This is a genomic window from Micromonospora sp. DT228, assembly GCF_049841595.1.
In the GTDB taxonomy this organism is placed as follows: domain Bacteria; phylum Actinomycetota; class Actinomycetes; order Mycobacteriales; family Micromonosporaceae; genus Micromonospora.
The window spans coordinates 351,364-366,929 of record NZ_JBNCKO010000001.1; the positions used below are offsets into that span (position 1 = coordinate 351,364).

Sequence of the window (15,566 nt, forward strand, 5' to 3'; positions counted from 1 at the left end):
GCCTGCTGGGACGCGGTGCGGTGCACCCGTGACCGGGTCAGCCGGCCAGTTGGTTGCCCAACTCGAGGATTGCGTGCAGGTGACTGCGGCCGGGCACACCGAGCTTGCGGTACGCCTGGGTGAGGTGCTGCTCGACCGTGCTGATCGTCACGAAGAGCTCGTTGGCGATGAGCCGGTTGGTGCGACCGAGCGCCGCGAGCCGCACGACCCGGCGTTCGGCGTCGCTGAGCCGCCCGACCGGGGACGGCATGTCGACGTCCGGGTGCGACTCCGCGGAGCGCTGCCGCGGGATGAGGCCGGCCAGGTTGTCGCCGTTTGGCGCCGACGCCTGCCGGGCGCCGCCCAGGTCCAGTGCGGCGGCCAGTTCGTGGGCCGCCTGGAAGTCGGAGAGCGCCTCCTGCCGGCGCCCGGTGGCCAGACAGAACCGGCCGCGGGCGGAGAGGTAGCGCCAGCCCAGGGTCGACCGAAGCATCGCCGTCGGCACCGGGACGCTGACGAACTCGGCGGCGTCCTCGGGCCAGCGCGACTCGAGCGCGACGTTGATGAGCGTGGTGAGCGGTGCGCCGATCGCCACGCCCCAACCGCGCGGCGGCATCAGCACGAGCGCGTTCTGCGCGTGCAGCCGCGCCTCGGCCGGCGCGCCCATCCGGAACGCGACCTCGGCCCGGATTGCGGCGGCCACCGCCCGCCAGGTCGGCGCCCGGGTGAGCCAGTCCCCCTTATCGATCACCTCGTGCACGGCGTCGAGCGGGCCGTTGGAGGTGAAGAGCGCGCCGAGCGCGCCGAGCGTCCGGCCCAGCAGGTGGTTGTCGAGGCGTTGGGCGAGCAGGAACTCGCGGAGGCCCCAGATCGCCTCCTCGCCGGCGGGCGAGGTGACCCCTACCGGGTCGATCGTGCCCGAGCCCAGCCGCGCGGCCAGGCCGGGGAAGACGTGCTGGACCGAGCGACAGAGGTTTTGCAGCGCACGGCCCAGTTGACCGTCGGAGTCGTCGGCGAGCTGCAGACCCTCCATCAGGGTGATCGTGTCGTCGGTGCGGCCCTGCCAGAGCAGATGATCGGCGACCTTGACGCCCTCGCGCCAGCTCAGCTGCCCGGCACGGGCGGCGGCCAGCACCTCGTCGAGATGGCGGGCGGCGACCGCCGGGTTGATCCACCACTCGGTGGCCATCAGCGCGAACTGGGTGGTGGCCCGTTGACCGACGTCGTCGCAGCGGTCGAACGCGAGGTGCAGGTAGTTCTGTGCGAGCTCGAGATCCTCGTCGGCCAGCGCCTGCTCGGCGGCCTCGTGCATGAGTGGGATGGCCCAGGAGTCGTACTTCTGGTCGGCCGAGGCGAGGTGGGGCGCGACGACGGCAGCAGCCGCGGAGTGCTGGTGCAGCAGGGTGGCTGCCCGGCAGTGCAGCTCGCAGCGGACCGCGCGGCTCAGGCTGCTGAGCACCGCGGTGCGCGCCCTCGGGTGGCGGAACCGGAGCCGGTGCACGACCCCGACGTTCTCCAGTGTGCTGAGGGCCTGGCCGACGACGTCGTTGGGACAGTCGAGCAGTCGGGGCAGGATCGCCTCGCTGTCGGGATTGTCCAGCAGCGCGACCGCGTGGGCCACCTGGATGGTCTCGGCGTCGAGGCGACACAGGCACCCGAGCACCGCCCGGGCGAACTCGTCGGCGGCATACAACTCGTACGGTCGGGAGGGGCCGGAACGGCAGTCCTCGATGAGGGCGTTGACCAGCAGCGGGTTGCCTCCGGTAGCGGCCCGCACCGCGCAGGCGAGGCTGGGCGCGACCGCGCCGTCGAGCCGCTCCGCCAACAGTTCACCCACATTAAGCAGGGAAAGCAACTGAAGGACGATCCGCTCGCCACTGCCACGAAGCACGTCGGCATGGATGAGCGGGTGCAGAGGCTGCAGGCCGCGACAATTGGTCATCACCAGCAGGATCTGGGCGGCGGTGAGCCTGCGTGTGAGATAGGCAAGGCAGCGCAGCGAGGCGAAGTCCGCGTGGTGAACATCGTCAATGAGGATGACGATCGGCTTGCTCTCGGCGGTCCGGAACAGGACGCGGCCGACGCCTTCGATGGCGGCGCCCACCCGGGCTTCGGAGACGAGCCGGTCGTCCGAGCCGTCGGACTGGGCAGCGCCAGCCAGACCGGCGTCGTCCAGCAGACGCTCGAACTCGGCCCGCCGCCGGGGCACCCGCAGACCGTCCGCGAGCTGGCGGAAGACTCCGAGTGGCACACCTCCCTGGGCCCGGGACGCGACCGCTCGCAGCACGGTCGCGCCACGTTCGCGGGCGTGCGCGGCCAGGGTGGAGAGGAGCGCCGTCTTCCCACTGCCGACGTCCCCCTCGACGACGACTGCCGCGCCGGCCTCCCTGGTGCCGTCGTACACCGCGATCAGCTTTTCCAGACACCCGATATTGACTTTCGCACCACTCAACTGTTCGCCCCCCCGTACGGACTGATGTGGCTCTTTCTATAAGAGGTATTTAGTTGTGTCTCCATTCAATTCCAGCAATGCTGAAAGTTACGAAGTAATTACTGTCCGCATTAACGGCACGACTATACCACAGGGGGCGGATCCGAGACAAGCTGCTTGTCACAGGTGCGGGAACGGGGGAAATGACTGATAAGTAAAGACCAGGAAGCGTGCGATTAACACCCCTTCAATTACTAGATTTCTGATTAGTACCCGCTACCGGCCGGGCCGTTGACGGAAATCGGACAATGATCTTCGACAATGTGGAAGTCCCTGCGGTACCAGACCAGCGGTTTTCCGGGGTCGGACATGCGGACCTCGGTCGGCGTGCCGACCAGCAGGTCGTGATCACCCACCGGCACCAACTGGGTGGGCCGGCAGCGCAGCAGGAGGTGAGCGTCGGCCAGGTACGGCAGCATCGAGTCGGGCCAGCGGACGAAGCCACCCTCGGCGAACCGGTCCAAGCCCCGGGCGGCGAACCGGGTGGCCACCGCCCGGTGACGGTCGGAGAGCACGTTGACGACGAACTCCGGCGCTACCGCGAGGGCCCGGTAGCAACTGGAGGTGTGTGCGATACCCACCGTGATCAACGGTGGGTCGAGGGAGACGGAGGTCACAGAACTGGCGGTGAAACCCCAGCGGCGGCCGGTGTGATCGCTGAAGGTCACGACCGTTATCGGGGCGGCCAGCAGGGCCATCGCGTCGCGGAACGTCTGGCCGTCCACAGACGGTGCGACCAGCTGCTCCGCGACGCCCTCGGCTGACATGGGTGCTCCCCTCAGCTGACCGGGGCGGCCTTGGCGGCCTCGCGCCCCTGAGCGGAAAAATCGGCCCGGTTGGTGGCCATCCACTGCTGGGAGGCCTGCAGGCCGCTCAGCGCACCGGTGAAGTGCGGTGCCACATAGCGGGCGAACAGGTCGAAGCTGTGCAGTACCTGCTCCCGTGCCGCCCAGTCGTGGGTGTTGATCAGCAGCGTGCCGAAGCCACCCGTCTCCTCGTAGAGATGGTGGATGCCCTCGATGACGTCGTCGACCGAGCCGATGATGACGGTCTTCTGCTCCTGACACTCGTCGACCTCGCAGCCCATTGTGAGCACGGCCGGCGCCCCGATCGTCTCCCGCACGTACTCCTGGTACCAGCGGGTCATGCCCGGGCGGACCTGGTTCAGCGCCTCCTCCCGGGTCTCCGCGACGTGCACGCAGATGGCAACCCGCCAGTTGGCGCGATCCACGGTCTTGTCGTACTTGTTCGCCTCGTCCTCGGTGGCCAGCCAGAGGCCGTCGAGCGGGGCGTCCGGCACCCCGGGGCGGCCGGCGAAGGTGAGCGCGCCGACGCCATAGCGGCCGGCCAACCGCATACCCCGCTCGGACCCCGGGCTGGCCACAGCGATGTCCAGGGCCGGCCGGCGGTAGGGGCGGAGCTGGACGGCGGCGTCGCGCAGCTCGAACCAGTCGGTCTTGCAGTTGACCGGTTCGGTGCCCTCGAGCAGTTGGACGACAGCCTGCAGCGACTCGGCCATCATCCGCCGCTGGTCCCCCGCGGCGATGCCCATCATGTACGCGTCGGCCGGGTTGATGCCGGCTCCCACCCCGAGCATCGCCCGACCCCGGCTCAGGTGGTCGAGCAGCATGATCCGCTCGGCCACCATCAGCGGGTGGTGGTAGGGCAGGCTCACCACGCCGGTACCGAGCTTGATCTGGCGGGTCCGGGCAGCCGCGTTGGCCAGGAAGAGCTCGGGTGATGAGATCGGCGACCAGCCTCCGGAGTGGTGCTCGCCCACCCAGATCTCGTCGTAGCCCAGTGTGTCGAGCCACTCCACGAGTTCCAGGTCGCGGCTCAGGGCGCCGGTCGGGTCCTCACCGAGCCGGTGGAAGGGTGCCATGAACGCGCCGAACTTGAGCTGCATGAGAGTTCCTCTCGTTGTGGTGGTTGGCGGACTGGCCAACAGCCAGTGCCGCGCACAGACTGGCCGCGAGAACCTCTAGGTGAGGTGCCTGCATCAGGGAGTAGTGGTCGCCCGGGAGATCCGCGAGCGTGGAACCTGGCGAACAGAGGTCGAGCCATCGGCCGGCGGTCTCGACCGTCGCGCCGCCGGTCGCCCGCAGGAACAACACCGGGCCGTCATACGGGCGGGGTGAGTGCTCGATCAGCGCCCGCGAGTTGCGCCGGAACCGCTCGGCGATCTGGCCGAGCGCGTCGCGGTCGACGTCGTCCTGCAGCACGCCCGCCGCCCGTCCGGCGTCGAGCAGCGTGCCCAGCGGGTCGGCGGTTTCGAAGAGGTAGGCATCGGGCGTCCAGCCGGTGCCGGCGAGCCCGGCCAGATCGCGGGCGAGCCAGGCGTACAGGTCGGCCTCGGCCACCGTCTCGGCTGCGGGGCCGGGCGGCTCGATCAGGTCGATGACCGCGACCAGGCCGACCGTACGTCCGGCCTCGCGCAGCAGGGACGCCACCTCGAGCGCGAGCACGCCGCCCATCGACCAGCCTCCGATGTGGACGGGTCCGTCGGGAGCCGCCTGCCGGACCGCCTCGGCGTAGTGCGCGGCAAGCGCGCGCACCGACGACAGCGGCGACGGCGCGTCCGGGACCTGGAGACCGAACAACGGTTGGTCCGCCGGGAGCAGCCGGGCCAGGTCGGCGTAGCAGAGCACGTCGCCGCCGACCGGGTGGATCAGGAACAGGGGCGTACGCTCCCCGCCCGGCCGGATCGGCACCAACGCGAGCCGCTCCGCGTCCCCCTCCGTCTCGCGCAGCACCCGGGCCAGGTCACGGATCGTCGGGTGCGCGAACAGGGCGGAGAGCGGCAGCCGCCGACCGAGCCGGCTGCGCACCTGGGCCATCATCCGGACCGCGAGCAGCGAGTTGCCGCCCAGGTCGAAGAAACCGGCCAGGACGCTGATCTCGGGCACGTCGAAGAACCCGCTCCAGATCTCCGCCAGGCACGCCTCCACGTCGTCGGCCGGCGCCACGACCTGGCCATCGGCCTCGGCCTCGCCCGGTGCCGGCAACGCGGACCTGTCGACCTTGCCGTTGGCGCTCAACGGCAGGTCGTCGAGGACGAGGATGCGTGGCGGCACCATGTACCCGGGCAGGCTCTCCCGCAGCGCCGCTTGCAGAGACTCCTCGTCGAGCCCGGCACCGGCTGGCACCACGTACCCGATCAGCCGCTTGTTCTCCCGGTCGCCGGCGGCGGTGACCGCCGCCGCGGCGACCTCCGGCAGTCGCAGCAACGCCGCCTCGATCTCGCCGAGCTCGATCCGGTAGCCCTGCACCTTTACCTGGAAGTCCTCCCGGCCGAGGAATTCGATGTCGCCGCCCGGCAGGTAGCGGCCCAGGTCACCGGTGCGGTACAACCGCTCACCGGTGGCCGGGTGCCGGCGGAAGCTCACCCGGGTCTTCGACTCGTCGTTCAGGTAGCCGCGGGCCAGGCCCGCGCCGGCGATGTAGAGCTGCCCGGCGACAAGTGTCGGGCACGGCTGCATCGCCTCGTTCAGCACGTGGAACCGCTGGTTGCGCATCGGCTTGCCGTACGGGACCGACGTCCAGGACGGATCGACCTCGTCGATCGGATAGCGGATCGACCAGATCGCCGCCTCGGTCGCCCCGCCGAGGCTCCACACCTGCGCCGCGGGCAGCAGCTCGCGGATCCGCGCCGGCAGGGTCACCGGGATCCAGTCACCACTCATCATCACCACCCGCAGCGGCCAGTCCGTTCCGCTGCCGGCGGCGAACTCGGTGAACATCTGCATGAGGGTGGGCACGCTGTTCCAGATGGTCACCCGGTGCGCGGTCACCAGCTGGGCCCAACGCGCCGGCTCCCGGTGCGCCGACGGCTCCGGCAGCACGATCGCGCCGCCGACCGCCAGCAGGCCGAAGATGTCGTAGACGGAGAGGTCGAAGTTGAGCGCGGACAACGCGAGAACCCGATCGTCGCCGGTCACCGCATACCGCTCGTTGATGTCCGCGATGGTGTTCAGCGCGGCGGCGTGCTCGATCATCACGCCCTTGGGCAGACCGGTCGAGCCCGAGGTGAAGATGACGTAGGCGAGATCGTCGGGAGCGGTTGCCGGCGACGGCGCCTCGGCCGGGAAGTCGGCCACCCGGGCACCGTCCACCGCCAGCACCGCGACCCCGTCCGGCCACCGCGCCTCGGCCTCGACCCAGGACTGGGTCAGCACACAGCCGATGCCGGCCGTCTCGATGAGCAGCCGCAACCGCTCCGCCGGGACACCCGCGTCGATCGGCACGTAGGCGGCCCCGGCCTGCAAGGTGCCGAGGACCGCCGCGACCTGTTCCCAGCCCTTCTCCATGACGACGCCGACCAGGCAACCCGCGCCGGCGCCCTGCTCACGCAGCCAGTTCGCCAGCCGGTTCGCCAGCTCACCCAGGTCGCCGTAGGTCAACTCACGTCCGGCGGCGATGACGGCGGTGCGTCCGGGCGCGGTCCGCACCTGCTCGAGGAAACCGTCCTGGAGGAGGCCGGCCGGCCGCGGTCCGCCGGTGTCGTTCGCCCGCCGCTGCGCCTCCAGATCCGCCTCCGGCGTCAGCACGGCCGCCGGGCGACGCCAGGCGACGCCGTCCGCGGCCAGCTCGCGCACCAGTCCGAGGTACGCGGCGAACATCGCGTCGACCAGGCCGGGTGGGAAGAGCTCGTCCACCGAGTCCCAGTTGAGGACCACGCCGCCGGCTTCCTCGATGACCTGGTGGTCGAGCCAGACCTGTGGCGTACGCACCGACGTCCAACGCTCGACGCCGTCCTCGCCCATCTGCATGATCGGGTGGGTGAGACCGGTGGCCGCCCCCGGATTCTCCCGCGCACCGAAGTTGACGGTGCTGGCGAAGACGACGGGGAAGGTCACCGGACGTGCGCCACCACGGGCGCGGTGTAGTTCCCGCAGGACCCGGACGCCGCTCACATGGCTGTGCTCGAGGTCACTCCAGAGCTGCTTCTGCAGCCGGTCGACCCGCGCGTCGAAACTGTCGGTCGCGGTGGCGTCGACCTCGAGCAGCGTCGTCGAGGTGAAGTTGCCGACCACCTTGGGCACGTCCGGGTGCAGCGGAACCCGGTTGAAGAAGAGCACGTTGAGGGTGAACCGGCTGGACTTGCTCCACCCGGCGAGGACCTGGGCGTACGCGTTGCACAGGGCCGCGGAGGGGGTGACGCCCGCCGCCGCGGCGTACTCCTTGAAGCTCGCCCATTCCGAGGCGGTGAGGCCGCCGGAGCGGTGGGTGAACTCGGGCCGTTCGATGGCGTCGGGCGCGACGGCGAGCGGCAGCTCCGGAGCCGGTGGCAGGGTCGGCACCCGGTCGAGCCAGTACTCGAGCGAGTCACGGAACTGCGGGCCGTCCTCGAGGGCCCGCGCCGCCAGGACGTAGTCGCGGAATCGCACGCCGATCGGCGGCAGCGCCTCGGCCCCGTCCCGGTACGCGGTCGCCCACTCGGAGAACACCACCGACGTGCTCCAGGCATCGGCGATCAGCGCGTCCATCCCCAGGTGCAGGCGGATCCGGCCGGGGGCGAGCACGGTCGCGCGGATGTCGAACATCGGCCAGGTCGCGGCGTCGAGCACCTGGTACTTCATCGCGTCGTGCACCTCGGCCAGGTGGGCCGTGCGCGTCCGCTCGTCGGCGCCGGCCAGGTCGGTGATCGCGATCCGATAGGTCGGGACATCGGCCAGCACCCGCTGCCAGCCCTCCGGCGTGACGATCGCGCGGAGCATGTCGTGCCGCGCGATCATCGCGTTCCAGGCGTCCTCCACCCGGCCCAGGTCGGTGCCGGTCAGGTCGACCTCCAGGTAGAAGTACGTGGAGATCCGCCCCAGCGCGAAGGCGTCGGAGCGACCGACCAGGTAGGCCTGTTGCAGGTCGGTGAGCGGAAACGCGTCGTACCGGGCCTCGTCGTCGGCGACCAGCGCCGGCAGTTGGGCCGGCGGCGCGGGCTGGTCCGTGGTCCTGACCGGCTCGCCGAGCATGGGCAGCACGAGGTCGCCGAGCTTGGCGATGCTGCTGCCGTCGAGGAACGCGACGAGCGGAAGGGCGAGGCCCAGCTCAGCCGAGAGCGACTCCTTGACCTCCAGCGCCATCAGCGAGTCGAGGCCCAGTTGCGACAGCGGCTCGTGGACGTCGAGATCGTCGGGGACGGCGCGCAGGGCACCGGCGACGGATCGGCGCAGGATCGACAGCAGCACGGCCGGCCGGTCCGCCGGGGTGGCGGTCGCGAACTCCGTGGCGCCGGCGCGGGCCGGCGCGGGAACCGCACGGTACGGCTCGGCCGCCGGACGCTCCGCCCCCTCACGCAACATGGCGCCGCGCCCGGCCCGCTTGGCCACCACGCCGCTCGCGTCGACCACGATCCGCCCGGCTGCGTCCTCCAGTCGGACCCGGGCCACAAGCGTCGACTCCGGGTCCGTCTCCGGCAACAGGGTGGCGCGACAGTAGAGCGGCCCGGCTGCCCCGCCGTGGAATACGAATCGGTCGACGCCAACCAGGGCGTACGCCGCGTCGGCCGGCGCTTCCGCCGGCAGGCAGGCGAACAGCACCTGGAACATGGCGTCGACCAGACCCGGGTGCAGCAGGTAGGCGTCCGCCTCGCCGTCGCGCGGGGCGCGCATCTGGGCGATGGTCTCGGACCCGCCATGCCAGATCCGCTCGATCCAGCGGGCGGACGGGCCGAGGTAGAGCTTGCGCCGCCACAGCCTCTGGTAGAAGTCGTCACCGGACATCTCGCCGCCGAGCCCCGACCGTACGTCCGCCCGGTGCGCCTCGCCGTCGGCCGGGTTCGCCAGGGTCTCGTCGGCACGTACCCGGCCCTGCGCGTGCAACACCCACGACGAGCCGTCAGCGGCGTAGTAGCGGTACCCGCCGTCGCGCTCCAGCAGCAGTTGGGTGGCGGTCGGGGTGTCGTGATCGAGGACGAGGCCCTGTAGGACAAGCGTTCCCTCCGCGACCAGCGCCCCGGCGACCCCGCCGGTCTGCCGGACGGCGGCGAAGGCGCTCTCCAGGTAGACGCCGATGTTGACCACCGGAAGGCCGTCCATCACGCAGTCGCCGAGGCAGCCGTGGTCGGCGATGGCGAGCCGTCCGGCGAACTGGGCGACGTCCAGCGGCGACGGCACGCGCGGCCCCAGCAGCCCGGTGACGGGCTGACCGTTGCCCGGCGGTGGAGCCGCGACGGGCGTCGCACTGCGCGAGAACCAGTAGCGGGTCCGCTGGAACGGATAGGTCGGCAGGGTGACCTTGCGGCGACCCCGCCCGGCGTCGAAGGACGCCCAGTCGATGTCGCAACCCGCGACGAAGAGGCCGGCAAGGCTCTCGGCCAGCACCGCCCAGTCGTCGTGGCGCGGACGCAGTGAGGGCAGCAGCCGTAGCTGTCGATCCATCGTCATCCGGCGGGTGAGCCCGAGCAGCGTCGGTGCCGGGCCGATCTCGACGAAGGTGTCGTAGCCGTCGTCGAGCAGTGCGGTGATCCCGGCCGCGAACTCCACCGGGCGACGGATGTGGTCACGCCAGTAGGCCGCGTCAATCTGCTCCACGGGCCGACCGGTCACGTTGGAGACCAGGGTCAACCGGGGGCGGGCGTACTCGACAGTGGCCGCCTCCTCCTCGAACCGGTCGAGGACCGAGTCCATCAGCGGCGAGTGGAAGGCCCGGCCGCCGCTCAGCGGCCGGGTCCGTACGCCCTGCTCGGCCAGCGCGGTGAGCAGCTCGGCCAGCGCCGGCCCACTGCCGGAGACCACGAAGTTCTCCGGACCGTTGACCGCGGCCACGCAGAGCCGGTCGGCGAACGGCACGAGGGCGGCGTCGACGACCTCGCGCGCGGCGAAGACCGCGGCCATCGCGCCGGGCTCGGTCAGCTCCGCCATGAGGGCGCCGCGCCGCACCGCCAGGCGCAGGCCGTCGGCCAGCGGCAGGACCCCGGCCACACAGGCCGCGACCAGCTCGCCCAGGCTGTGCCCGAGCACCGCCGAGGGGCGTACGCCCCAGGACGTCCAGAGCTGGACGAGGCCGTACTCGACGGCGAACAGCAGCGGCTGGGCGTACTCGGTGTGGTGTACCAACTGTTCGTCGGCCAACAGCTCGTCGAGCGGCCGGCCGAGCAGCGGGCGCAGAATCTCGTCGCACTCGTCGAGGCCGGCCCTGAAGACCGGCTCGGTGCGGGACAGCTCACCCGCCATCGCCGCGTACTGGGAGCCCTGGCCGGTGAAGAGGAACGCGACCCGGGGGCGCGCGCCGGCCGGGACGTGCCCTTCGGCGCGGCGGGAATCACGCAGCCGCCGGCTGATCTCGCCCGGCGTGCTGCCGCTCACCGCGGCCCGGTACGGCAGCCGGGCACGCCCGGTCGCCGCCGTGTGGCAGAGGTCGGCCAGTTCCCGCGGTGCCGCGTCCGCCAGCCGAGCGCTGTACGCCTCGGTCAGCTCGGCCAGGGCAGCCGGCGTCTTGGCCGAGAGCACGAGCACGTGCGAGCCACGGTCCGGCCCGGCCGGCTCGGAGGTCACCGGCGGCGCCTCCTCGATGACGACATGCGCGTTGGTGCCGCTGGCGCCGAACGAGCTGACACCGCCGACACGGGGACGCGGCCCGGCCGGCCACGCGGTCACCTCGGTCGGGATGGTCACGCCCAGCTCGTCCAGGTCGATCTCCGGGTTGACCTCGGACAGGTTCAGGTGCGGCGGGATCTCGGCGTGACGCAGCGCGAGAACCACCTTCATCAGGCCCGCGATGCCCGCGGCCGGCTCGAGGTGACCGATGTTGGTCTTGAGCGAGCCGACCCGCAGCGGACCGGCCCCGCCACGATCGCCGAGCACGGCGGAGAGCGCACGCAGCTCGATCGGGTCGCCGAGCGGAGTGCCGGTGCCGTGCGCCTCGACATAGCCGATCTGGCTCGGCTCGACACCTGCCGACCGCACGGCCCGCCGGATGACGTCCTGCTGAGCCTTCGGGTTGGGCACGGTCGGTCCGCTGCTACGGCCGTCCTGGTTGACCGCCGAGCCACGGATCACCGCCTGGATCGGGTCGCCGGCGGCGAGCGCGTCGCTGAGCCGCTTGAGCACGACGACGCCGCAGCCCTCGCCGCGGGCGTACCCGTTGGCCTTCTTGTCGAAGGTCTTGCACACCCCGTCCGGCGCGAGCGCGCCGGTCTTGCTGAGCACCACGAAGACCTCGGGTGACAGCAGCACGTTGACGCCGCCGGCAAGCGCCATCGAGCACTCCCCCGACCGCAGCGCCTGCACGGCCAGGTGCACGCCGACAAGCGATGAGGAGCACGAGGTGTCGACCGACAGGCTCGGCCCGTTCAGCCCGAGCCAGTACGAGATCCGCCCGGCCGCGAAGGTCGAGGCGTTGCTTGTCGCGTAGTGCGCCTCCAGCTCGGCCGGCGCGACCTGCTGCATCTCGACCTGGCAGTAGTCGTAGTTGGTGATGCCCAGGTAGACGCCGGTCTCCGTGCCGGCGAGCCGGTCCGGAGCCTGGCCGGCGTCCTCGAGAGCGGACCAGCTGACCTCCAGGAGCAGGCGCTGCTGCGGGTCGAGCCACGGCGCCTCGCGCGGGGAGACTCCGAAGAAGGCGGCGTCGAAGGACGCGACGTCGTCCAGGAAGGCGCCGCGCCGGGTGTAGCTGGTCCCCGGGCGCTGACCTGTCGGGTCGTGGAAGGCGTCGGCGTCCCACCGGTCGTCGGGCACGTCTCTGACACCGTCGCCGCCGCGGCGCAGGAACTGCCAGAACTCCTCCGGGTCGCGCACGTCGGACGGCATCCGGCAGGCCATCCCGATGACGGCGATCGGCTCGGTGGCGGCCTGCCGGGCGGACTCCAGCTCGGACCGCAGTCGGCGGATCTCCCGTATCGAGCGGCTCAGGACCTGCTGCCGCTCGTCGGTCACATCGGTCATCACTCGCTCCCTCTCGCCCGCTGCGCGGTGCGAATCTCGTCGCCGAGGAGCTCGAGGAGCTCACGCTCGGTCATCCCGTCGATGGCCTGCTCGCCGGCGTCATCCGGCGGCGACACGTGCACGGGGGCGCCAACTGTCGGTTCACCGAGCAGGTCGGTGAGGTGGTCGGTGAGGGCGTCGACGGTGGGGTGCTCGAACATCACCGGGGTCCCGAGGCGCAGCCGGAAGCGCGCCTCCAACTGCCGTCGCACCTTGATCGCCATCAGCGAGTCCATGCCGAGCTGGAAGAATCCGGCCTCGCCGTCGATGCGCCTCGGGTCGAACGCCAGGACCTCCGCGACCGCGTCGACCACCGCCCGCCGGACGACGTCGCGGCGCGCGAACGGATCGGTGGGCAGGTCCGCCGCGGGCTGGTGGTCCGGCTCCGGCCTCGACGGCGCCGGTTCGACCACGGCGGGGCCGTCGTCGACGGGTCCGGTGCGGAACATCGCGGTCACGTCGCCCAGTGGGAACCGTTCGCGCTGCCAGGCGTACGCCGGGAGCGGCACCGACCGCGCGTCGGGTGCGACCGGCAGCGCGATCGACGAACCCCGGGCGAACATCGCGGCCAGGCCGAGCGGCACCGACTCGGCCTCGGGCACCTCGCGGTGCATCGAGGCGATGCCGGACCCCGCCCGCCCGGCCTCCTCGAATGCCTGCTCGACCGCGTTCAGCAGCATCGGGTGCGGGCTGATCTCGACGACCGTGTCGTGCCCGGTGGCGACCAGGCCGTTCAGGGCGTCCCAGAAGAGCACCGGCTCGCGCAGGTTGCGGTACCAGTAGTCGACGTCGAGGTCGGTGCCGTCGCCAATCTTGCCGGTGACCGTGGAGTAGATCGGAATCTCCGCCGCCCGAGGCCGCACACCGGCGAGCCGCTCCAGGAACTCCGCGCGCAGCGGCTCGACCCGGGGGCCGTGACCGGCGACCGAGTTGGGCATCGCCCGGCAGAAGACGTTGCGGGCGCGCAGCTCGTCGGCGATCTGCTCGAGCACCGGCGTCTCGCCGGACAGCACGGTCGAGCGGGGACTGTTGCTGACGGCCACGCCGACCCGGTCGCGGCGCCCGTCCAGCAGTGCGTCCGCCTCGTCGATCGACAGGCCGACGACAAGCAGCGAACCAGCCCCGCGCAGCCGGTCGAGCAGTTCGGCCCGGACGCAGATGATCCGGGCCGCGTCGGTGAGCGACAGGGCGCCGGCGACGTACGCCGCGGTGATCTCCCCGGTGCTGTGTCCGAGCATCACCCCCGGTTCGACGCCGTGGGCCCGCCACCGCGCGGCCAGGGCGACGCCGAGAGCGAACAGCGCCGGCTGGATCAGGGTGACGTCGTCGGGAAGTTCCCGCAGGTCGGGTCGGTGTACCTCGGTGAGCACCGACCTGCCGAGCATCGACGCGAGCACCTCGTCGCACTCGGTGGCGGCGGCCCGGAAGTCCGGGCAGTCGCGCATCAGCTCGCGGCCCATGCCGGGTCGCTGCGTGCCGTGCCCGGCGAACGCGAACACCGGGCCGAGCGGAGCCTGGGCGCGGGCCCGGCCGGTCACCACACCCGGGGCCTGTCCGGCGTCGAGCCACTCCGTCAGCCGGTCCGCGGCCTGCTGACGGGTCCCCGCCACCACCGCGAGCCGGTGCGGGTGCCGGGTCCGCCGGGTGGCCGCGGTGTACGCCACGTCGCCGAACCTCCGGTCATCCGTCCACGGTGCCCGCAGGGCGTCCCGGTAGGCGGCGGTCAGCGCGGTGAGCGCCTCGGGGGTGTGCGCGGAGATCGGCAGCACCATCGGCAGTTCCTCGGGTGCCCGCGCGGGCCGGGGCTCGGCGGGCGGCACCGGCCCGAGGATCGCGTGGGCGTTTGTGCCACCCGCCCCGAACGCGCTGACGGCGGCGTACCTGTGGTCGTCGGCGACCTCCCACGGCTGCGGCTCGGTCGGGATGAAGAACCGACTGCCGTTCAGGTCGATGTGCGGATTGAGGACCTGCAGGTGCAGGTTCGGCGCGACCGCCCGGCCGTGGATGCTCAGCACCGCCTTGAGCACACCGGCCAGGCCGGCCCCCGCCTCGACGTGGCCGATGTTGGACTTGATCGAGCCCAGTGCGCACGGCGGTCCGTCCCGGTCGCCGTACACCTCGCGCAGCGCCTCGGTCTCGATCGGGTCGCCGAGCGCCGTGCCGGTGCCGTGCGCCTCGATCAGCGTCACCCGGGCCGGGTCCAGCCGGGCGTTACGCAGCGCCTGCGTGATGACCTCACGCTGGCTCTTACCGTTCGGCGCGGTGATCCCGTTGGTGAGGCCGTCCTGGTTGACCGCGCTGCCCCGTAGCACCGCCCAGATCCGGTCACCCGCCGCGAGCGCGTCGGACACCCGCTTGACCATCAGGACCGTCACGCCCTCGCTGCGCACGTACCCGTCGGCGCGGGAGTCGAAGGTCTTGCACCGGCCGTCCTGGGCGAGCGCGTCGAGTTTGGCGAAGCCGAGCGTGGTGGTCGGCGAGAACATCAGGTTCAGGCCGCCGACCACGGCGGAGTCACACTCACCGGCCCGCAGCGACTGAGCCGCCAGATGCAGCGCGACCAGAGCTGACGAGCAGGCGGTGTCCACGGTCATGCTGGGACCGCGCAGGTCGTACAGGTAGGAGAGCCGGTTCGGGATGAGCGAGTTGGCGCCGCCGGCCGAGGTGTAGGTGCCGATCCGCGCGGGATCCCGCAGCTGGAGCTGGAGGAAGTCGCCGGCGTTGGCGCCGACGAAGACGCCGGTCGGGCTGCCGCGGAGCTGGTCGCGGGTCATGCCGGCGTCCTCGATGGCCTCCCAGGCAACCTCGAGGAAGAGCCGCTGCTGCGGATCCATGTCCTGCGCCTCGCGCGGCGAGATGCCGAAGAAGTACGGGTCGAACTCGTCCACCCGGGACAGGAAGCCGCCGTGTCGTGCGGTCATCCGCCCCGGCGTCTTCGGGTCCGGGTCGTAGAACGCGTCGGTGCTCCAGCGCGAGGCGGGCACCTCGGTCACCGCGTCCACCTTCGAGTTGAGCAGGTGCCAGAGGGCTTCCGGCGAGTCGACGTCCCCGGGCAGCCGGCAGGACATGCCGACAATGGCGATCTCCTCACGCCGGGACCGCTCCAGGTCGTCGATCTTCCGGCGCAGGTCGCGCATCACGGTCAGGGCGGCCTTGAGTTGCTCGTCGGAGCTCAT

The 15,566-nt window shown here is 71.6% G+C and carries 5 protein-coding genes; all 5 read right to left on the reverse strand.

What is annotated here, in order from left to right:
• Nucleotides 1–37: 37 nt before the first annotated feature.
• The 5 genes from ACLQ29_RS01540 to ACLQ29_RS01560 all read right to left on the reverse strand — a co-directional run bounded on the left by ACLQ29_RS01540 (nucleotide 38) and on the right by ACLQ29_RS01560 (nucleotide 15,566).
• Nucleotides 38–2,431, reverse strand: coding sequence for an AAA family ATPase (locus tag ACLQ29_RS01540; RefSeq protein WP_425769874.1), 2,394 nt, complete (start codon nucleotides 2,429–2,431; stop codon nucleotides 38–40).
• A gap of 245 nt (nucleotides 2,432–2,676) precedes the next feature.
• Nucleotides 2,677–3,237, reverse strand: coding sequence for a flavin reductase family protein (locus ACLQ29_RS01545; protein WP_425769875.1), 561 nt, complete (start codon nucleotides 3,235–3,237; stop codon nucleotides 2,677–2,679).
• 11 nt (nucleotides 3,238–3,248) lie between these two features.
• Nucleotides 3,249–4,376: an LLM class flavin-dependent oxidoreductase gene (locus tag ACLQ29_RS01550; protein WP_425769876.1), complete on the reverse strand. Its 1,128-nt coding sequence runs from the start codon at nucleotides 4,374–4,376 to the stop codon at nucleotides 3,249–3,251.
• Entirely contained in the window at nucleotides 4,327–12,351 is an 8,025-nt protein-coding gene (locus tag ACLQ29_RS01555) for an amino acid adenylation domain-containing protein (protein WP_425769877.1), read from the reverse strand. The genes ACLQ29_RS01550 and ACLQ29_RS01555 overlap by 50 nt, the downstream gene beginning before the upstream one ends.
• Nucleotides 12,351–15,566, reverse strand: coding sequence for a type I polyketide synthase (locus ACLQ29_RS01560; RefSeq protein ID WP_425769878.1), 3,216 nt, complete (start codon nucleotides 15,564–15,566; stop codon nucleotides 12,351–12,353). The genes ACLQ29_RS01555 and ACLQ29_RS01560 overlap by 1 nt, the downstream gene beginning before the upstream one ends.

Excerpts from the sequence above, each read along its gene's own strand:
- ACLQ29_RS01550 (WP_425769876.1), bottom strand. The coding sequence starts at position 4,376 with ATGCAGCTCAAGTTCGGCGCGTTCATGGCACCCTTCCACCGGCTCGGT.
- ACLQ29_RS01555 (WP_425769877.1), bottom strand. The coding sequence starts at position 12,351 with ATGACCGATGTGACCGACGAGCGGCAGCAGGTCCTGAGCCGCTCGATA.
- ACLQ29_RS01545 (WP_425769875.1), bottom strand. The coding sequence starts at position 3,237 with ATGTCAGCCGAGGGCGTCGCGGAGCAGCTGGTCGCACCGTCTGTGGAC.
- ACLQ29_RS01560 (WP_425769878.1), bottom strand. The coding sequence starts at position 15,566 with ATGAGCTCCGACGAGCAACTCAAGGCCGCCCTGACCGTGATGCGCGAC.